Source organism: Candidatus Binatia bacterium, assembly GCA_029248525.1.
Taxonomy (GTDB): Bacteria; Desulfobacterota; Binatia; order UBA12015; family UBA12015; genus UBA12015.
In genome coordinates, this window is sequence record JAQWJE010000035.1 from 15,264 (window position 1) to 35,581 (window position 20,318).

At 60.0% G+C, this 20,318-nt stretch carries 12 protein-coding genes; 10 read left to right on the forward strand and 2 right to left on the reverse strand.

The genetic code is table 11. From position 1 onward, the window contains the following. Position 1 precedes the first annotated feature (1 nt). Positions 2–2,794, reverse strand: coding sequence for a sigma-54 dependent transcriptional regulator (locus P8K07_07130; protein MDG1958294.1), 2,793 nt, complete (start codon positions 2,792–2,794; stop codon positions 2–4). A 144-nt stretch (positions 2,795–2,938) separates the two neighbouring features. On the opposite strand from P8K07_07130, the gene P8K07_07135 reads away from it, so the two are divergent. From P8K07_07135 to P8K07_07155, 5 genes are read left to right on the forward strand one after another with little or no spacing between them, the layout of a single operon-like run. Continuing rightward, entirely contained in the window at positions 2,939–6,076 is a 3,138-nt protein-coding gene (locus P8K07_07135; GenBank protein ID MDG1958295.1) for a glycoside hydrolase family 2 TIM barrel-domain containing protein, read from the forward strand. A gap of 32 nt (positions 6,077–6,108) precedes the next feature. After that, positions 6,109–7,803: a glycosyltransferase family 39 protein gene (locus P8K07_07140; GenBank protein MDG1958296.1), complete on the forward strand. Its 1,695-nt coding sequence runs from the start codon at positions 6,109–6,111 to the stop codon at positions 7,801–7,803. Next, complete coding sequence (locus P8K07_07145) at positions 7,800–9,518, forward strand: glycosyltransferase family 39 protein (GenBank protein MDG1958297.1); 1,719 nt, start codon at positions 7,800–7,802, stop codon at positions 9,516–9,518. Before P8K07_07140 ends, P8K07_07145 begins: the two co-directional genes overlap by 4 nt. 16 nt (positions 9,519–9,534) lie before the next feature. Further along, a complete protein-coding gene (locus P8K07_07150) occupies positions 9,535–10,755 on the forward strand; it encodes a dipeptidase (GenBank protein MDG1958298.1) in 1,221 nt (406 codons plus the stop codon). After that, entirely contained in the window at positions 10,752–11,351 is a 600-nt protein-coding gene (locus P8K07_07155; protein MDG1958299.1) for a CDP-alcohol phosphatidyltransferase family protein, read from the forward strand. Before P8K07_07150 ends, P8K07_07155 begins: the two co-directional genes overlap by 4 nt. Position 11,352: 1 nt before the next feature. Here P8K07_07155 and P8K07_07160 read toward each other — a convergent pair whose 3' ends face one another. Next, entirely contained in the window at positions 11,353–13,878 is a 2,526-nt protein-coding gene (locus P8K07_07160; protein ID MDG1958300.1) for a TonB-dependent receptor, read from the reverse strand. A 197-nt stretch (positions 13,879–14,075) separates the two neighbouring features. On the opposite strand from P8K07_07160, the gene P8K07_07165 reads away from it, so the two are divergent. The 5 genes from P8K07_07165 to P8K07_07185 all read left to right on the forward strand — a co-directional run bounded on the left by P8K07_07165 (position 14,076) and on the right by P8K07_07185 (position 20,316). Continuing rightward, positions 14,076–16,481, forward strand: coding sequence for a CoA transferase (locus P8K07_07165; GenBank protein MDG1958301.1), 2,406 nt, complete (start codon positions 14,076–14,078; stop codon positions 16,479–16,481). Positions 16,482–16,585: 104 nt separating this feature from the next. After that, entirely contained in the window at positions 16,586–17,755 is a 1,170-nt protein-coding gene (locus tag P8K07_07170) for an acyl-CoA dehydrogenase family protein (protein ID MDG1958302.1), read from the forward strand. Between the two features lie 9 nt (positions 17,756–17,764). Then, positions 17,765–18,736, forward strand: coding sequence for a bifunctional MaoC family dehydratase N-terminal/OB-fold nucleic acid binding domain-containing protein (locus P8K07_07175; protein MDG1958303.1), 972 nt, complete (start codon positions 17,765–17,767; stop codon positions 18,734–18,736). A gap of 18 nt (positions 18,737–18,754) precedes the next feature. Next, on the forward strand, positions 18,755–19,882 hold the full coding sequence (locus P8K07_07180) for an acyl-CoA/acyl-ACP dehydrogenase (protein MDG1958304.1): 1,128 nt from the start codon (positions 18,755–18,757) through the stop codon (positions 19,880–19,882). Beyond that, positions 19,879–20,316 (forward strand): MaoC family dehydratase, encoded by a 438-nt coding sequence (locus tag P8K07_07185; protein MDG1958305.1) that lies wholly within the window; start codon positions 19,879–19,881, stop codon positions 20,314–20,316. Before P8K07_07180 ends, P8K07_07185 begins: the two co-directional genes overlap by 4 nt. Positions 20,317–20,318 lie beyond the last annotated feature (2 nt).

A 20,318-nucleotide genomic window follows, 5' to 3' on the forward strand; every position in this document is an offset into this window, starting at 1 on the left:
TTCAGGAGTCCTCGCGCAGGCCCAGATCCTTGATCATGCGCGTAAGGCTTGGGCGGTGGAGTCCCAATAGCTCGGCGGCGCGCCTCTGATTGCCATCGCTCTGTTGCAGGGCCGACTCGATCAGAGCTTTTTTGTAGTCGCGCAGGAGGTCCTGCAGGGAGGCTGTGCCCAGAGCGGCGCTTCCTGGCCTCGTCTCGGAGGGGATTGCGCCCGCTTGATCGGCGCCAAGGTTTTCCTGCACCCGAAGCACCGGTCCATCCTCGAGGACGATGGCTCGCTCGACGGTGTTGCGCAGCTCTCGGATATTGCCAGGCCAGTCGTATTCCTTCATGCGGGCGAGCGAATCCGCGTGCACCTCTCGAATCTCTCGACCCAGACGTGTTCCTTCCTCTGCCGCTATATGCTCGATCAGGAGCGGCAGATCCTCGAGGCGCTCGCGCAGAGGCGGCAGTCGCACCGGGACGACCGCGAGACGGTAATATAAATCTTCGCGGAAGCGACCGGCTTGGACTTCTGCGAGAAGGTTGCGGTTGGTTGCGGCAACCACACGGACATCAACCTTGCGGGTCTCGTTGCTGCCGAGCCGCTGGATCTCCCCTTCCTGAATGGCTCGCAGAATTTTCGCCTGCACGGCCAGGGACAAGGTGTCTACGTCATCGAAGAAAATGGTGCCGCCATCGGCGACTTCGAGCCGGCCCTCGCGAGTTTTTTCGGCACCGGTGAAGGCGCCTTTTTCGTGACCGAAGAGTTCCGACTCGAGAAGTTGTTCGGGGAGGGCGGCGCACGGCAATTTGACCAGCACCCGGTCGGCCCGGTCGCTCTCCGTATGGAGCAGCCGAACGGCGAGCTCCTTTCCGGTTCCGGTTTCCCCGATAATCAGCACGGAGCTGCTGGAGCGGGCGGCACGCCGCAATTGGTTCATGGCCTCCAGAAGAGACTGGCTCTTCCCGATGATTTCGGATCCTGCGTTTTCCTCGGCGGTTTGTTCGCGAAGGTAGAGGTTTTCGCGCTCGAGGCGCTCCTGAAGCGCCTTGATTTCATCGAGGCGCTCCGCGTTCTCGAGGGCAACGCCGATCGGTGCCGCGAGGCTCTCGAGCAGAGTCCCGTCTTCCGTGGTGAGTCGTCGCCCTCCCTTGGGTCCGGTCGCGAGCAATCCGCCGACGCGAGTTTTTGAAGTCGCGAGAGGAATCAGGATGTCGATGCCTGCGGCAGCGGCTCGGTGGTAGGCGCTTTTGTCGGCGCGGTTATCTCCCTTGAGATGGGGAAGAATTCGGTGGCCTCGCGCCAAAGCCTCCCGGATCGGGTCGCCTAGCGGCAAATCGATGCGGACAGCGCCCGGAGGCGGCGCGACCTCCATCAGAGGTTCATCGCTCTTGCCGATGACCAGGCGGAGTTGGGTTTCGGGCAGTGCTTCGGCGACCGCACGGCGGCTATAATTTGCCAGACTATTCGTATCCCTCAGGCGGCCGATTTCTCTGGAAATCCCCACGAGGGCCTCGCGCAGCTGTCGCTGCCTGGGGAAGAGGGCTTGTTCCATGAAGTTTTCGACCCGATTGTAGAGGGGCGGGGCGAGGGGAAGAGCGCTTGCCAGAATCAATGTGATAAAGGCGCCTGCGGTCCAGGCGTCGCGGGGGGAGATGAAGATCTCCAACACGCCGAGAAGAACGCCAAAGAGTGCGGCAGCGCAAAGGAGCAGGGCGCTTCGCCCGAGGATCGTTCGCGCAAAGCTGTCCAGTTCAAAGAGTTCGGAGCTGAGCATGCCCCAGGCAAAAATGAGGGTCGTGCTGGCAAAGGGCACCAGATAGAAAATCGGCGGGACATAGAGATTGGTGAATCCCCAAGTGGTGGCAAACAGCAAAGCGACACCGAGCACGAAGGAGAGCGCTCCCGGCAGAGAGACTCTGGCTTGACGCTGAATATGGGGGGGGTTGGATTTGCCCCAGGAGAGCCCGATGTTCAGAATCAGAAGTCCCAAGCCGAGCGCAAGAGTTATGGACTGAACGTGCTCGACCACCTGCAAGGTGCGAATGTTCGAGTCCGGAATCAGAGCAAAGGCGAGCCAGAAAATAGCTGACGTTCCGTAGATGGTCGCCAATGTTGCCAGCGGTGCTCTTCGGAGGGGAGCGAGGGGGCTCGGGAAGGTCATCCCGAAATGCCAGAGGCCGGCCATGCCCAGGTAGCCCAGAATAAAACCCCACGGTGCAATCCGGTAGCCAAGCAAATAATCCGGCAGAAGAAAAAGATAATTCCCGACAATCCCGATGGACATGACCGCCAGAGCGCGGGCCTGAGGCATTTTAGGCTGAGCGAGAACCGGTCCGATCCCCGCGAGCAAGAAGAGGATTCCGATGAGCATCGCGGGCAGGAATGTCCGCAGAGCATGATCCATCGAGAAGATCTCGAGGGGGATTGTAATTCGAGTTGTGGTGCCATCGGGTTTGGCGAGGGTATATTCGATAGGTGCGCGCGGCAGTCGGCGCTGGATCCTTTCCCTGACTTCTTTGGCATCGGCGACCGGAACTCGGTCGACCGCGATGATGCGGCTATGAGGCGGGATGTTCCCGAGCAGGGGATAGGCGGCCCGTGAGGATGCCAGCCGGGGCCCGGTCCATCCGGAAGCAAAAGCCGGGATTCCCGAGCGCGGTTCGCCGAGCGCGAGGCCCAGAGTTACGAGACCGGCGATCAGGGAGAGGATCACTAGCCCGAGTCCGAGCCCGGTCACGGCACGAACCTGCCTTGCCAGCGCAGACTCGCTCCGTTCGCTTTTCGATTGCGGTGCCTCAGGTAACGTCATGTTTCCGGTAATCCGTTGATACCGAGGGCGGTTTCCGACCCTGATACCCTGACTTGGGTAGGATTTTATGGCATATCACGGCTCGATCCCGCCAGCAGAGGAAGGCTCTTTTTGATCGCCCCGTTTTCACGCTAGAAGAAGTCCGTGGCAAAGCGAGATTCAGGAATTGATGGGCTTTTGGGGCTCAGGGCCTGGGAGCGTCCTGAAGTGCAGGAGATCGGACGTCTTCCCATGCGTCCCTCTCTGGTATCTTTTGCGGACCCTGAGGCCGCTCGGAGCCGCACGAATGCTGAGTCCGATTCGTTTCTCTCGCTCGACGGTCTCTGGAAATTCGGCCTCTTTGAAAATCCGGCCGAGGTTCCTGAGGCGGCTTGGCAGAAAGGTCGCATCGACCGTGATTGGGAAGAGATCTCCCTGCCTGGTGCATGGAGCCTCCAGGGTTGGGATCGCCCGCATTATACCAATGTCCAGATGCCTTTTTCGGGAGAACCGGGCGAGGTCCCGTCGGCAAACCCCACTGGCGTTCACCGTCTTCGGTTCGAGTTGCCGGCCGCAATGCGCGGCCGACGAATCATCCTGCAGGTAGGAGCCGCCGAGAGCGTCTTGCATGTGCATCTCAACGGATATGGGGTTGGTCTGTCGAAGGACTCCAAGCTGGCGGCCGAATTCGACGTCACGGAATTTTTGGAAACCGGAGAGAACCTTCTGGTTCTGACAGTGGTTCGGTTCTCGGATGCGACCTTTCTCGAGGATCAGGACGATTGGAATTTTGGTGGGATTCATCGCGACGTTTTTCTCCGCGCCACCGCTGTCGATGGTTGGATCGAGGATGTTTGTGCGATTGCCGATTTCGATCCGGAGACGGGCAAGGGGGATCTGCAATTCTCAGTGAATATCGGCTATCCGAGTGCCGCCGAAACGGGTTGGCGGGTAGAAACCATGCTGCGCGATCCGCGAGACCGCGAAGTCCGCCGCGGCGCGCTCGAGGCCGAGGTGCCGGGGGCGCCTCGTGATTGGCTGACAGCAGCCTATGGCTGGCAGGGGCCGCGGGCGAAGTTTGCCGTCACACTCCCGACCGTTCGACCGTGGTCGGCCGAAACGCCGAACCTCTACGAACTGGTGATTTCCCTCATCGACCCCGAGGGCGAAATTGTCGAGTCGGTGCAACAGCGAATCGGTTTCCGCCGGGTTGAAGTGGGCGCTCGAGAGCTGCGCGTGAATGGAGCTGCGGTAATGATCGCCGGTGTCAATCGACACGATCATGATGATCGCAACGGGAAAACGCATGACCGAGACAGTTTGCGTCGCGATCTCGTCTTGATGAAGCAGCATAATATAAATGCGGTCCGGACCGCGCATTACCCCAATGACCCTTACTTTCTCGATCTCTGCGATGAGTTGGGCCTCTATGTGGTGGACGAGGCGAATTGCGAGTCGCACGCCCGGTTACTGAGCCTCAGTCATGACGTACGTTTCGACGCGGCCTACCTTGCCCGGATGACCCGAGTTGCGGCACGGGATCGCAATCATTGTTCGGTGATCGCATGGTCTCTGGGCAATGAATCGGGCGCCGGGCCGATTCACCATGCGGGTGCCGCTTATTTGCGTGCTTACGATCCTTCACGACCCGTCATGTACGAAGGTGGGTTGGGAGACGCCTTCTACGGTGGTCGGGGCAACGGTCTTTCGCCCGCCGAGGTCTTGTCTCTGGAAGATTCCACGACCGATATTGTCGCCCCGATGTATGCAGCACCGGCAGATATCATTGCCTGGGCCCGTCGCGACCGCGGCGAGAAGCCGCTGATTCTTTGCGAGTACTCGCATGCCATGGGGAATTCGAATGGCGGACTCGCGGACTATTGGAAAGCGTTTCGGCGCTATCCGGGTTTGCAGGGCGGGTTTATTTGGGATTGGGCCGATCAGGGGCTTCTGCAACAAACCGAAGACGGACGTCCCTATTGGGCTTATGGTGGAGACTTCGGAGAGACTCCGAACGATCAGACGTTTTGTCTCAATGGACTCGTCGGACCGGATCGATCGGTGCGACCGGGTCTGCTGGAGTTGAAGAAGCTTGCCCAACCGGTTGCGGCGACCTGGGCAAAAGGCCGGCTCTCGGTCGAGAATCTGGATAGCTTCCGGAATCTCGATTGGTTGGAGGCGCGGTGGGAACTTCTGGTGGAAGGTGAAGTTCGGTTGCGCGGCAAGCTCTCAAAGTTGGACATAGCACCGGGCGCGAGCAAGAAATTCCCGATCGGGTGGAAGGCTGCCGATGCGGATCCCGAGGGGGCGTTGTCCTTGTTGGTTCGTTTTGTGACTCGCAAAGATACAGCATGGGCCGATCGCGGGCATGAGGTGGGCTTTGAGCAGTTCGAGTTGCAACGGCCCCGGAAGCCGCGGCAGAGGGTCTCGGGTGGCGTCGTGACTCTCTTGTCCTCGCGGGGAATCCAGATCCGCGCGGGCCATGTGCTTGCAGTGGTCGACGAAAAAAACGGCGCCCTCCTCGGCGTCGAAGAGCGGGGCCGTGCGCTTCTGCTCGGCGGTCCTACCGCGTCGTTCTGGCGAGCACCCGTGGATAACGAGCAGGGCCATGCGGGTCGTTGGCGCGCTCTTGGAATTGATCGACTGGAGCGCCACTTGCAGCGCTCGAGCTTGCACGAATCGGCCGGGGGGACCATGACCTGGGAGCTGGAGGAGATCTGGCGTGGTACTTCTCCCGGACTTGAGATCCGACACGAGCAGATCGCTCGCTTTGCTGAATCCGGCATCTCGTTCAGCCACGAGATGCATTTGCCGGAGGGTTTCGAAGACCTGCCCCGGGTCGGCGTTTCTTTTGTGGTGGCTCCGGGTCTGGATCGGTTCCGCTGGTTTGGCCTCGGACCGCATGAATCCTATCGGGATCGGGTCGCGAGCACGCGAGCGGGACTGTTCGAGAGTTCGGTTGCGGCGCTGGGGGTTCCCTATGTGCATCCCCAGTCCACCGGGAATCGAACCGAGGTCCGCTTTTGTGCACTCGAGGATCGCCGCGGGCAGGGGGTTCGTTTCGAGCCATCCAAACCGATCGAAGTCACGGCGAGCCACTCGACGGAAGACGATCTCGACCGGGCCCGGCATACGACCGACCTGATCTCCCGGGACGAGATTTTCCTGAACCTCGATGTCGCCGCCAGGGGCGTGGGAACAGGAGCTTGCGGCCCGGATACGAGCCCCGAGTATCGATTGCGAGCAGGGATGCATCGGCTTGCCTATCTCTTGAAGGTTCAGGGAATTCCCGATGAGTCGTGACCTGTCGCGGATGACAGGATAAGGGGACGGACGTGTCGGAGCGGAGTCAGGCAAAAGGCGTCGCAGATCAGCGGAACTTCGGGATCGCTGCTGCGCTGGTCGTGATCGGTGCGGCCATTCTGCGCTTATGGGGACTCGAGGGCGGTCTGCCCCATCTCATGACCCGACCGGACGAAGAGATTATTGTTCTGCAAACGCGCTTGCCCGCCATGGGCAACTTTTATCTGGAGTGGCCCGGACAGCACCCGGGGATTCCCAGCGCCTACATCTATTTACTTTGGGCCTGGGGTGAGGTTGGGCTGCGCGTCCTGCAATTCTTCGGGCAGGCACCTGCCGGCGACTATCTGGCGGTGTTGAACCAGGCGCCCGATCGGCTTCTTCTGACCGAGAGGTTCTTTTCGGCGTGTGCTGGGACCGCGACGGTCGCGATTCTGATGTGGGTCGCGCGGCGTGAGTTTGGCAATCGTGCGGCCCTGCTGGCGGGACTGATCCTCGCAACGTCGGTTTTCCATGTTCGGGATTCTCATTCAGCCAAGCCGGATATTGCGCTCGGTTTTTTTGTAATATTGTCTCTGGGCCTGCTCGCCCCACTGGCCCGCGATCTGAGCCGGCGTGGTGTTTGCCTCGCCGGCCTGTCGGTCGGGATGGCGATGGCGATGAAGCCCCCGGGGATTCTTCTCCTGTTGCCGGCCTGGTTGGCGTGCATTCAGGGGAGCCGTCAGATCGGTTGGCGACGAATTCTTCCAGCCGAGATTTTTATCCTCACGGCCATATCCGGGATATTTTTTGTCGCGACTTCTCCGGACTTTGTTTTCAATCCCGAGACAGCAGAGAAACTTCTCGCCATTCCGGGGTTCGTTTTGCCCATGCTTTCGGGGACCGCACCTCCCGGACAAGATGCCGTGGAAGCAGCCGAAAAGGTCCTGATGTGGCCGGGGCTTTTTTATCATTACGAGTTCTCCTTGCGCTATGCGTTCGGCCTGCCCTTGGTGATTCTTTTGCCGGTCGCTCTTCTCTGGGGAATTTTTTCGCATCACCAGATCGCCCAGATCAGTTCCTGGTTTTTCCTGCTCGCGTATCTGGTCTTCGGTACCTCGCCTGTATTGCTCTCGCGTTATATGACGCCACTGCTTCCGGTGGCGGCTCTTCTTCTGGGAGGAATGCTGGCCTTGGCCGTGGATCGTCTGGCACGCCGACAGGAGGCTATTCGAGCACTCGTTTTGCCGATGGTCATGGTTGCCGTCCTCTGGGAGCCTTTCATGGCGTCGGTGCGTTTTGATCGATTGATGTCCGTCACCGATACGCGGGTCCAGGCGACCCGCTGGCTTGCAGACAATACCGACAAGGGTGATCGCGTGGCTCTATCGGGGGCTGTCTTCTGGACGTGGGGTGACCCCCAAATTCCGCGTGGTCGGCCTGTGGTGCGGATCAATGCAGCGGGCGATGCCGGTACACCGCCCTCGATCGATTATCTCGTCGTTCATGACTTCCCGCTCTTCTCGTCCTCGGCGGACTGGGATTTGGTACGTTCGTTTGGCGGAACGGCTCGACTCGCTTTCGAGATCGATCCGTTTCTGGAGAATGCGACCGAGGTAATCTACGAAAACGACGATGCGTTTTATCTGCCTACCCGCGGGTTTCGGGGGGTGCGAGCACCGGGGCCACTGATTCGTATATATGCGGTCGAGAATCAACCGGCACGGTCACCGACGGAACCGGTTGAATGAACAGGACCAACCCCTCGGGTACGGCAGTCGGCCCATGGCGCTATGAAATCGCGGCTCTGCTGATTCTGGTTGTTGCCGCCCTGTTGCGCTTTTGGGGACTCGACGGGGGCCTGCCGCATTTGATGACCCGACCCGACGAAGAGCTTATTGTTCTGCAGACGCGCCTGCCGGCGATGGGCAATTTTTATCTGGAGTGGCCCGGACAACATCCGGGTATACCGAGTGCTTATATCTATTTGCTCTGGGCCTGGGGCGAGATCGGCTTGCGTCTTCTGCAGTTGGTCGGACAGGCACCTGCAGGCGATTATCTGACCGTTTTGAACGAGGCTCCCGACCGCCTTTTGCTGACCGAGAGGTTCTTCTCGGCATGCGCGGGAACGGCAACGGTCGCGGTTCTGATGTGGGCGACACGCCGGGAATTCGGGAATCGGGCAGCGCTCCTCGCCGGTCTGATTCTGGCGACGTCCGTTTTTCATGTGCGCGATTCGCACTCTGCAAAATCTGATGTCGCGCTGGGCTTGTTTGCGATCCTCTCGCTCGGACTTCTCGCGCCGCTCGCACGTCGCCTGAACCGTCGCGGCGTTTATATGGCGGGCTTGTCCATTGGCATGGCGATGGCGATGAAGTTGCCCGGCGTGCTGCTCCTTCTGCCCGCCTGGCTTGCCTGTATTAAAGGAAGCCGGGGACAGGGCTTGCGGCGGATATTTCCTGCGGAGATCTTTTTACTCACCGCAGTAGCGCTTCTGTTTTTTGTGATCACTTCGCCGGACTTCATCTTGAATCAGGAAACTCTGAACAAGATTCTGCAGATTCCCGCTCTCGCGTTTTCGCAAATGGTGACGCCATCGGAAGCGCCTCTGGTCGAGGCGGGTCTTCCGGAGGTCGCGCGACCCTCAGCCTGGCGGGGCTTTCTCTACCATTATGAGTTTTCCTTGCGTTACGCGTTGGGCCTACCGCTTCTGGTTCTCTTGCCTGTCGCCCTGCTCTGGGCATTTTTCTCCAGGCGGCCGCTGGCCACTCTGGGTGCGATTTTCTTTATCGTCTCCTATCTGGTGTTCGCACCCTCCCATGCGATGCTGTCCCGATATATGACGCCGGTCCTTCCGGTCGCGGCACTTTTGCTGGCCGGCGTTTCGATTGCATGTGTGGACCGCCTGCGATTCTTGCCTTCCTGGTCAAGGGTGTTGGCCCTTCTGCTGTTGTCTGTCTTTTTCATCCGCGAGCCGCTTGCGGCATCTGTTCGTTTTGACCAATTAATGTCGGTTCCGGATACTCGCGTGTCCGCACAGAAGTGGTTGGTGACGAATACTTTTGTCGGAGACCGAGTCGCCTTGTCGGGTGCGACGGGCTGGTTTTGGGGGGATCCTCAGGTGCCACCGGGGCGAGTAATCGTTCGTCCGGCCTTCGAGAGTGGAGGCTTGTCGAGCCTTGCTGCTGATTATCTGGTGGTTCATGACCATCCGCTTTTTTCGTCCACGGCCGACTGGGAGGCGGTCGCGGCGTTAGGGGATCGCGTGCAGCTGGTCGAGGAAATCAATCCGTTTCGCGACAATGCGGAAGAGGCCATCTACGAGCAGCAAGATGCCTTCTATTTCCCGACGCGCGGTTATCAGGCGGTTCGCGCCCCGGGCCCACTGATCCGAATTTACACAATCGGCCCTCCCGAGGCCTCGAGCGGATCGAGCGGATCGACGAAACCGGGCCGCGCTCGATGAGAGGAGCGTGGTGGGCATGATGCAGGGGCGCGCGCGAATCATGGGCGCGGCCGTGGTCGCTCTGGCCGTGATTCTTGGACTGGGGATTCTCGCCGGACCCGCCTTCGTCGAGCGCGAACTGAATGTCGTGGTCCCCCATGACCCCTGGTTTGTCAGCGCGGACGCAGCCGCGTTGCACCAGCAGATGCTGATTGCCGACCTGCATGCCGACACTTTTCTCTGGGATCGGGACCCGCGTCAGCGAGGTGATCGCGGCCATGTGGATTTGGTGCGCCTGCGCGAGGGCAATGTTGCGGTTCAAGTTTTCGCAGTAGTGACCAAATCACCTTCAGGACAAAACTACGATGCCAACACTGCGGGTAGTGACAACATCACACCCTTGGTGATGCTGCAGGGGTGGCCGGTCACTACCTGGGACAGTCTGGGCGAGCGGGCCTTGTATCAGGCAACCCGCCTGCGCGAGCTTGCTCGCTCGGATCCGGATTTAATCCGGCTTCTTCTCACCGGACCGGATGTGGAGTCGCTGCTGGGGGCGCGTGCGCAAGGCTCGGAGATCCTCGGCGGCCTCCTGGCTCTCGAGGGAGCGCATGCCCTCGATGGTGATCTGGGCATGATTGCCGTTCTGCGCGAGGCGGGCTTTCGCATGATGGGCCTGCACCATTTCTTCGACAACAAGCTCGGCGGATCGCTGCACGGGATCTCGGGGGGCGGGCTGAGTGAGTTTGGCCGCGAGGCGGTGCGCGAGATGCAGCGACAAGGAATCTTGATTGACCTGGCACATTCCTCCGAGGCAGTCGTACGCGAAGTGCTGGCCATGACAACGCGACCTCCGGTGGTCTCGCATACGGGTGTCTACAGCCAGTGCCCGACGGCACGGAATATCGATGATGCCCTCCTGGCCCGGATTGCGGTGCGCGGCGGATTGATCGGGATCGGATTCTGGGAAGGGGCGGTTTGCGATATTACGCCCGCGGGCGTGGCTCGCTCGATTGCGCGCGCGATCGAGATTGTGGGGGAAGATCACGTGGCTCTGGGCTCGGATTGGGATGGTTCCACCACGGTGCTTTTTGATGCCTCGGAATTGTCGGCGCTGACCCAGGCGCTGCTCGATGAGGGTCTCTCCGAGGTCGCGATCCGCAAGGTCATGGGCGAGAACCTGATCGAATTTCTGGCCACGCATTTGCCCGCCGGGGAGACGAAGCCGCCGTCTTCGGGCGAGCGATCGGAGCCATCATGACCAAATCATGGGATAGCCGATTGGCCCGCGCTCTCGTGCGGCCGCTGGTGCACACTGCCGTGCACCCAAACCATCTCACCACCTTGTCGCTGCTGGTGGGACTTTCGGGTGCGGTATCGTTTGGCCTCGGCTCATCCCTATCGATCGCACTCGGCGCAGGACTCTACATGCTCTCGATGTTTCTCGATCACACCGATGGCGAACTCGCGCGGCTTTCGGGCAAGACCTCGGAATTCGGCCATCGCTACGACCGGGCTGTCGATTTGGTGGTGAAGTCCGCTGTCTTTGCCGGCATGGGTGTCGGCGTGGCACGCGCCACGGGCACATCCGAGCCGATCTGGATGGGCCTTGTTTGCGGGGCTGCCTTCGTGGCGATCTTCGTCGGCCATGATCAGATCAACGCGCGGACGCGCATGGGCATTCCCGACCAACCGGCCTCGGGCGGCTTCGAGATCGAAGACATCCTTTATCTGATCGGCCCGATTACCTGGCTGGGGGGGTTGGCCGGTTTTTTGTGGATCGCGAGCTTCGGGGCCCCGGTCTATGCCGCTATTGTCTGGATCCGATTCTGGCGTCTGCCGATGTCCGATCGTTGATCTAGAACCGGTAGGAAAGCTCGGCACCGAAGGTTCGCGGCGGCGAATACAGAATGCTGTTGAACCCGAGGGCGGCCACCGGGATCGAGCCGGTACCGTAGATCTCGTTGGTAAGATTCCTGCCCCAAAGAGCGATCTGGCCTTGGTCGTTCCAGAAATCATAGGACAGTCTGGCGTTGAACACGCCGACGCCAGGTTGCTGGCCCGAGGGAAGTTCGGGTCCGTTGAGGTGAACCGCGCTGCGGTAATACCATTCCACCCGCGGGGTCAGCCATCCGGAGAGAAGCGCCTGGTCTCCAATCTCGAGGGGGAAGGAATACTGAGCGGCGATCAACGTGTTGAACTGGGGGACATTGTTGAACGTTTCGCCCGCGCGGTTGATCGGCGAATCATCGATTTCGCTGGTCGAGATGAACTCATCGAAGCGTGCGTCGAGAAGGCCTACATTCCAGGTCAATGCGAGACCCTCCAGAGGGCGTGCGAGAAACTCGAATTCAGCCCCGCGCGACTTGGAGTCAGCGGCGTTGGCATTGATGGGAAGGATCTGGAGACAACCGGGGTCCTCCTCGGTTGCGCAGGGGATCGATTTGACCGTGAGGACTTGCATGTCCTTATACTTGGCGAGAAAGAATGAAAAATTGGCCGTGAGGCGGCGGTCGAACCAGATGGTCTTCAGGCCGATCTCGAAAGAGTCCACCGTTTCGGGATCAAAGGTGGGCAGGGGTTCTTCTTTCGGGAATCCGCTACCGGCGCGAGCGTTAAAGCCGCCGCCCTTGAATCCGCGGGCATACGTGAAGTAGCCCATCATATGATCCAGCATTTCCGGTTGCAGATCTTCGGGTAGCGTCATGGCGACGCTGCCCATCGGCGTCCATGCATCAAAATCCTTCGAATCGTTACTGTCCTGGGTGATGTCCTCTTCGGGAATGGGCACGCCCCGGGCCGCCTCCTTGGTCTGGTTGGGGTCAGCTAGATTCCAGTTGAAAAGAGAATACCCCTGATGGTCGAGGGTCCAGCGCAGCCCACCCGTCGCGCTTAACCAGTCGGTTATATCCCAGGTCGCCTGCCCGAAGACGGCGAGGGTGTAGTTGTCCACCTTGCGGTCGGCATTGCTCGCGGCACCCGGCAAATAGAACGGAGCGCCATAGAGGGCGTTAGTTCCGCTTAGTTCGCGCGCCTGATCGGCCAGATAATAGAATCCGCCCACCCAGGAGAGGCGTCTATCGAAACTCGAGCCGATGGCCTGAAATTCCTGGCTGATCTGTTTGGAGCGGAAAGGTGCACCATCGATCACCAACGGCCCACCCTTGATCGCGATCTCCACTACACCACTGTCGGTCAGGTCGAAGTCACGCTGGGTGCGGTCCTGTTGCTGCCGCCAGGCCGTGATCGACTTGAGAGATAACTCGTCTGTCCATCCCAGATCCGAGAGGTCCCACTCAATGGTCGCCCATACGCCGTAGCTTTCAAGATCCGAGAGGCCGGGTAGATCCGAGTAGAATGTCAGCAGGTCTGCGTCTTCTGATTTTCGACAGTTGTCGGCAAACCCGGGCACCAAATCACCCGGGGTGCCCGGTCCCTCGCCGTCCTTGTCGATCAGAAAGCAGTGGCCGCCGCGCGGTTTGGCGTGGTTGCGCGAATAGTTGCCCGAGATATCGACGACAATATTGTCGGTGGGAAGGAAGCGCACAGCGCCCTGGAACGCCAATGTGTTCTGGTTGGACCAGTAATCATCGCGTGCGGCGTTGTATTGGTAGCCGTCGTGATAAAGGGAAGCGAAGGAGAACCGCGTGAAGAGCTTGTCCTCAAACCAGCCGAGGTCGATCGGCACATCCAGAACCAGGCGGGTATCGATGCGACCGTAGTTCCCGGGTCGCACCTGGACCCATCCGCCAAACTCCTGTTGTGGCTTTATTGTGGTGATGTTGATCGCGCCGCCGGCGGTATTTTTCCCGAAAAGGGTTCCCTGCGGTCCGCGCAGGACCTCGAGCTGCGCCACGTCCACGACATCCAGCACGCTGCCCTGGGAACGTGCCATGTAGACCCCGTCGACGTAGATGCCCACGCCGGGTTGGTTGGTCATGATCGTGTCGTTGATTCCGATGCCGCGAATGTAGACGCGCGCGGTGCTGGAGGTGCCGCCGTCGGAATCGAATTGCAGGTTGGGTACCAGTTCGGTGATCTGGTTCAGCCGCGTGATGTTGGATTCCCGCAGGGCGTTCTCGCCGAGTGCCGTGACCGAGATTGGCGTTTCTTCCAGAAGCTCGGCGCGCTTTCTCGCCGTGACGACAATCTGCTCGATCTGTTGACGTTCCTGGTTGTCGAGCCCGACAACCGACTCGTCCTGCGGGACGTCGGCCTGCGCGACCGCGGCATCAGCCTCGTCGGCGGCACCGCCGGTATCGGTCTCGGTTTCGATCGACTCGATATACTCGGCCGGAGATTCCTGTTGGGCCAGCACCGTGGTGCCAGGGACGAGAAATACAAGGATAAAACCACTCACGCCGCAAAGGAAAGTTTTCATCATTGCCTCCTGCCACCTCCCTTCGCACGGAAGGCATATGCCGTTCAAACCGGGGCCTGGTGCACAAGCCATGCCTCGCCGCTGGCACATTGCGTCATCTCGCGGCGTGAATTGCCTCGGCGCCCGGTTGGCGTTAGAGATCCGAAGCCGCAGAAGGAGCGTCCGAAACAACCGGCGGTTCTTCTGTGCCAATTGAATTCATGGACGCTTTGCATGACCTCCGAGTCCTCGACCTTGGTGAGGACGTATCCAACGCTTACGCGACCCGTCTGCTTGCGGATCTGGGCGCCGACGTCGTCAAGGTCGAGTTACCGGGACGAGGGGACTTACTGCGCGCCTGGGGGCCTTTCCCGAAAGGCCGGGAAGGAGATCCCGAGGCCAGCGGTCTTTTCCGCTACCTGAACACCGGGAAGCGAAGCGTAGCGCTCGACCTCTCCGACGAATCGGACCGGCGCGAGCTTCTGGCAATGGTTCGGGGGGTGGATTTGGTGATCGCTTCGGGTGCCAGGGGAGTGCTCGAAGCCATCGGTTGTGATTTTGCCGCCCTGCGTGCCGAGAATCCGCGTCTGGCCATGGTGAGGATCTCCGGCTTCGGCGAAACCGGCCCGTGGGCGGGGAGGCCCGAGACGGAGTTTGTGGCACAAGCCGCCGGTGGCTGGGTCTCGGCACATGGTCGTCCGGCAGAGGACCCCGTGCAATGCGGGGGTCGGCTGGCCGAGTATCATATGGCGGCTTACGCCGCGGCTACCGCATTGACGGCGGTCCGCGCGACTCGTGAGACGGGTGAGGCGACTCTGGTCGATGTCTGCGGCATGGAAGCCTTCATCGGCACACTTCCGTACCCGATGCTCTTCGCCCAGAACCTGGCCGCGGTCGGCATGCCGCCACCCCAGCAGCGTTTCACGCCGGTACCCGGCGCACTCGAGGTGCAGGACGGCTGGGTTGGCCTGAACGCTCTGACGGCTCAATCGTGGTCGGATATCTGCGCCCTGCTGGAGGCGCCGGATTTCGCGGATCGGCAGAAGGATATCCAGACAAAGCCGGATGCGCAGAAAGCTTTCTTTGCGCATATTCAGAGTTGGCTGGGGGCTCATACCGTCGAGGAAGTCGTGGCCCTGGCGCAGGCCTTCCGAATTCCTTCAGGCCCGCTGGGCAATGGAGCTTCGATCCGGAACTTCGAACAGCACCGGGAGCGGCCCTTCTTCGTAAAGGATCCCTCCGGGGACTTCGATCGGCCAGGATTTCCGTATCGGATGAGCGCCTCGGGCCCGAAAATGCGGGAGGAAGCACCAAGGCTGGGCGCGGATACGACGTCCTTGCGGGATTCCCCCTGGGCCGCGCGCGCACCGGTGGCACCCACCCATCCCAAGGACCAACCGTATCTACCCTTTGCGGGGATGAGAGTTCTGGACCTGGGGACTTTCTGGGCCGGACCCTATCTCGGCATGTATCTCGCCACACTTGGCGCGGACGTCGTGAAGATCGAGTCGGTGCAGCGCCCCGATGGTTACCGCTTTATCCAGACCTTCACCGGACTGGGAGAGAAGTGGTACGAGATGGGCGGCAGTTTTCAGGCGACCAACCTGGGCAAGCGCGAGTTGACTCTCGACCTGCGTCGGCCCGAAGGTCAGGAGATCTTCTGCGATCTGGTGCGGGAATCCGATGTGGTTCTGGAGAACTTCTCGCCACGGGTGATGGAGAATTTCGGACTGGGTTGGAAGCAATTGCAAGCCATTCGACCGGAGCTTCTGATGGTGCGCATGCCCGGGTTCGGACTCGAGGGCCCCTGGCGAGATTGGGTGGCCTACGCTCTGGTTCTCGAGCAGGTCGCGGGGATGAGCTGGGTGACGGGTCATGCCGGTGGCGATCCTCTGAACCCCGGTGGCTTTCTGGATTGTGTGGTTTCGATGCATGCGGCAACGGCGCTTCAGGCAGCGTTGCTGCATCGAGAACGCACGGGCGAGGGGCAGCTGATCGAGATGCCACAGCTGGAAACGGCGCTATGCCTGACGGCCGAACAAACCATCGCGTACTCGCTGCGCGAGGAAGTCCTCGCCCGTCAGGGAAATCGTCACCCGGTCTACGCCCCGCAGGGTTCCTATCAGGCCTCGGATGGCCGTTGGGTATCTCTCAGCGTACGGGATGATGACGATTGGCAGCGACTGGTTGCAGCGATCGGTGAACCTGAGTGGGCCATGGACCCGCGGCTTGCTTCCGGCTCGGGTCGTCAGGGCAGCCACGATGCCATCGACGCTGGCCTCGCGGGCTGGATGAACCAGCGAGGGGCGGATCAAGCCGTCGAGACCCTTCTCGCGGCGGAACTCCCGGTGGTGAAAAATCTCATCCCGGGGAGCGAGAGCTACGGCCACGAGCACCTTGAGGCCCGGGAATGGTTCGAGACATTGATTCATCCCCACTCGGGCGAAAAAAGGTACCCAAAATTTCCGGTCCGCTTCTCCTTTGGGCCGGAGCGCCAATACACCGGAAATGCACCACTTTTAGGCGAGCATAATCAGGAAATTTTGCTTCAAGAGCTCGGATTTTCTCCGGAAAAAATTGCACAGCTCGAAAAATCGAAGATTATAGGGACCAAACCGGAGCGTTGAAAAAGAGCCCGTGACGCAGAGCGTCTACATTTCGGGATTGAACATTGGTCTAGGTAGGTTAAAAAAGTTCACTGAACACGCGTCAGTGAAAAGGAAGTGTCCAAATGTACGTTGATTTTACTCCAAAACAAGAAAATCTCCGCGGCGAGATCCGTGATTACTTTGAAACCTTGATGACACCCGACCGTAAAAAAAGCCTGGTCGGCGTCTATCAGGGCAAAGAGTACAAGGAGACCATTCGTCAGATCGGCAAAGACGGATGGTTGGGGGTCGGTTGGCCCTCCGAGTACGGTGGGCATGGATTCACCGCACTCGAGCAGTTGATCTTCGTCGATGAGGCTCGCCGGACGGGAGCGCCCCTTCCCTTTGTGACTCTCAATACTGTGGGTCCAGCACTGATGGTGCACGGCACCGAAGAGCAGAAGGAAGAGTTCCTGCCTCGAATTCTGGCTGGTGATGTCCATTTTGCCATTGGCTATTCCGAGCCGAACGCGGGAACCGACCTGGCCGCTCTCTCGACCAAAGCCGAGCGCAACGGTGACGAGTATGTGGTGAACGGGACCAAGATGTTCACCTCGGGAGCCGGCGACGCCGACTATATCTGGCTGGCCGCGCGAACCGATCCCAACGTGAAGAAGCACAAGGGAATCACGATGCTTGTGGCCTCGACCGAGGATCCGGGCTTTAGCGCCGCACCGATTCATACGGTGGGCGGTGGCCGGACGCATATGAGCTATTACGAGGACGTTCGAGTTCCGGTCAATATGCGCGTCGGCGAAGAGAACGCCGGTTGGGGCATCGTGACCTTGCAGCTCAACCACGAGCGAATCGGCCTGGGTGCCTGGGGCTGCGTTGCGGCGCGCATCGTGGACGACGTGATTTCGTGGGCCAAAGACACCGAGACCGATGACGGCAGCAAGGTCGCTGATCAGGGCTGGGTGCAGAATGCACTCGGCGAGGCCTATGCTCGCGTCGAGGCGGCCAAGGTCATGAACTGGCGGATGGCCTGGATGGTAGAGCAGGGACGCCTGCCCCCGGCGAATGCATCCGGCGTTAAAGTCTATGGCACCGAAACCTTGATCGAGATCTATAGCCGTTTGACCGACGTCCTCGGAGCCCAGGGCATGATCAAGAGTGACTCCCCCGGGGCCCTGTTGCTCGGGGCTGTCGAGAGAGAATATCGAGCCTGCCAGATCAATACGTTCGGCGGCGGTGTCAATGAGATCCAGCGGACCATTTTGGCCACGATGGGCCTCGGCATGCCCCGGAAGTAGAGAGTATCCATGGCTGAGGAGATCACACCGGAGCAGGCTGATCGCCTTTCTCGTCTGAAAGAATTCGAGGGGCAGGTTGTGGGCGAGCCGTTTCGCGCTCACGACCCGGTCAATCAGCCAATGATTCGTCATTGGTGTGATGCCATGGAGGATGACAATCCTGTCTATACGGACCCCGACCGTGCGGCTCAGAGCGTGCACGGTGGAATCGTCGCACCGCCGGGCATGATTCAGGCATGGACGATGGCAGGATTGCGGGGGGCACACCGGGAAGAAGGTGCCGCTCCGACAGTGCAGGAAAAAATCTGGGAAATCCTTGATGATGGCGGATTTACTTCCGTTGTCGCGGTTAGCGCTGATCAGGAATACGAGAGGTACGTCCGCCCGGGCGACCATCTGGCCTGTACGATCACAATCGAGAATATTTCTCCGGAAAAAAAGACCGGCCTTGGCGTCGGCCATTTCATTACCCAGCTATATTCCTGGTCGACCGAAGAAGGTGAGCTCGTCGCAACCATGCGATGGCGCTTGCTGAAATTTCAGCCGCGACCGAAGAAGGCTGTGGCCAAGGCTGCCCCCAAACGCTCGCGACCCCGGCCGGGGATCACTCTCGACAATCAGTTTTTCTGGGAGGGTCTCAAGGACGAGAAACTGCTGATCCAGAAATGTACGAGTTGTGGCTATATGCAGGCGCCGCCCGACCCGATGTGTCCCAAATGTCAGGGGTTGGAGTGGGATTATGTCGAGGCCTCCGGCAGAGGTTCCCTTTACAGTTTTGTGGTAATGCACTACCCGCCAGTTCCTCCTTTTGATTATCCTAACCCGATTGGGCTGGTGGAATTGGAAGAGGGCGTTCGCATGGTGACCAACCTGATCGACGTCGAAAAAGACGATATCCGAATCGGAATGCCCCTGGAGGTAACGTTCAAGAAGATCGATGACGATCTCACGTTGCATCAGTGGCGACCGGCCCAAAGCTGAGAGGCAGGATCGCTAACTATGGACTTTGAATATTCGGAAGATCAGGTCGCGATTCGCGATCTAGCCAAACAGATTCTCGAGGATTGCGTCCCGACGGACAAGATCCTCGCATTGGTTCAGGCTGATGGATGGTACGACCAGAGCACTTGGAAGGCACTTGCGGATGCGAGCCTTCTTGGACTCGGAATTTCCGAAGATGTGGGTGGCTCCGGCATGGGGATGGAGGAGCTTGTGCTCGTTCTCGAGCAAGCTGGGCGCCGTGCAGCGCCGCTGCCGCTGCTGTCGACCCTCGTGCTCGGAGCACTCCCGATTGCCGAGTTCGGAACCGACGAACAGAAAAAACAGAACCTTCCGGAGGTCGCTGCCGGGAACAGGTTCCTGACCGCAGCTCTCGTAGAAGAAGGCCGGCGTTCGGCAGCAAGCTGTCGGACCGCGGCGACTCGCGTGGACGGCGGCTATACGCTGACGGGTGAGAAGCAATGCGTTCCGGGAGCTTCGATTGCCTCCCGGATTCTGGTGCCGGCGCAGACAGAGAACGGCAAGGTAGCCGTCTTCCTGCTGGATCCGGCCAGCGAGGGTGTCACCCTTTTGGATCAGGAAGTCTCCAGCGGCGAGCCCCATTCACAGCTTCTGATGGTCGATGCTCGGGTGGAAGATTCGGATATCCTCGGCTCGCTCGAGAATGGCGAGGATATTCTGGATTGGATTGAGGCTCGTGGCATGATCGCCGGCTGCGCCATTCAATTGGGCATTGCAGATTCGGCTTTGGCGCAAACCGTCGAATACCAAACGACTCGTCGGCAATTCGGTGTGCCGATCGGCTCCTTCCAGGGACCACAGCTGCGAGCTGCAGACGCCTGGATTGATATCGAGGCGATGCGCTCGACCCTCGAGCAGGCTGTATGGCGTCTCGCAACCGGCCGAGAGGCGCGACGCGCGATTCTCGTTGCCAAATGGTGGGCCTGTCGCGGTGGACATCGCGTGGCTCATACTTGTCAGCACCTGCACGGTGGCATGGGCGCGGATGTGGAATACCCGATTCATCGTTGGTTCCTCGCGGCCAAACAGAATGAGGTCTTCCTCGGTGGCGCGAGCGTTCATCAGGCCAAGCTCGGTTGGATGCTGGTGGAGGGAGTGGCTGCGTGAGCAGATTCGAAAAGACTCTGGGCTTCGACGAGGTGAGTGTCGGGGACACTCTGCCTGAATTGTCGATCCCTCTGTCGGCAACGCGGATTATCGCCACGGCGATCGCTTCCAGAGACTATCAGGATGTGCACCACGACCTCGAGCAGGCCAAGGAGCGAGGAACCAAGAGCATCTTCATGAATATCCTGACCACCAATGGGTTCGTCGACCGCTATATTACGGATTGGGCGGGACCGGATGCGTTGCTCAAGCGAGTGAATATCCGTCTGGGCGCCCCGAATTACGCGGGCGATACGATGGTTCTCACCGGCACGATCACCGAGAAAAATGTCGTGAACGATCAATCCGTCATCGATATCGATGTGGTGGGCAAAAACAGTATCGGCAACCATGTGACCGGGACCGTCCGAGTCGCACTTCCGCAGGGAAATTGATC

Bases quoted from the DNA above. Each gene is read 5' to 3' on its own strand.
- P8K07_07130 (MDG1958294.1), bottom strand. From the start codon at position 2,794: ATGACGTTACCTGAGGCACCGCAATCGAAAAGCGAACGGAGCGAGTCT.
- P8K07_07145 (MDG1958297.1), top strand. From the start codon at position 7,800: ATGAACAGGACCAACCCCTCGGGTACGGCAGTCGGCCCATGGCGCTAT.
- P8K07_07150 (MDG1958298.1), top strand. From the start codon at position 9,535: ATGATGCAGGGGCGCGCGCGAATCATGGGCGCGGCCGTGGTCGCTCTG.
- P8K07_07155 (MDG1958299.1), top strand. From the start codon at position 10,752: ATGACCAAATCATGGGATAGCCGATTGGCCCGCGCTCTCGTGCGGCCG.
- P8K07_07160 (MDG1958300.1), bottom strand. From the start codon at position 13,878: ATGATGAAAACTTTCCTTTGCGGCGTGAGTGGTTTTATCCTTGTATTT.
- P8K07_07165 (MDG1958301.1), top strand. From the start codon at position 14,076: ATGGACGCTTTGCATGACCTCCGAGTCCTCGACCTTGGTGAGGACGTA.
- P8K07_07170 (MDG1958302.1), top strand. From the start codon at position 16,586: ATGTACGTTGATTTTACTCCAAAACAAGAAAATCTCCGCGGCGAGATC.
- P8K07_07175 (MDG1958303.1), top strand. From the start codon at position 17,765: ATGGCTGAGGAGATCACACCGGAGCAGGCTGATCGCCTTTCTCGTCTG.
- P8K07_07180 (MDG1958304.1), top strand. From the start codon at position 18,755: ATGGACTTTGAATATTCGGAAGATCAGGTCGCGATTCGCGATCTAGCC.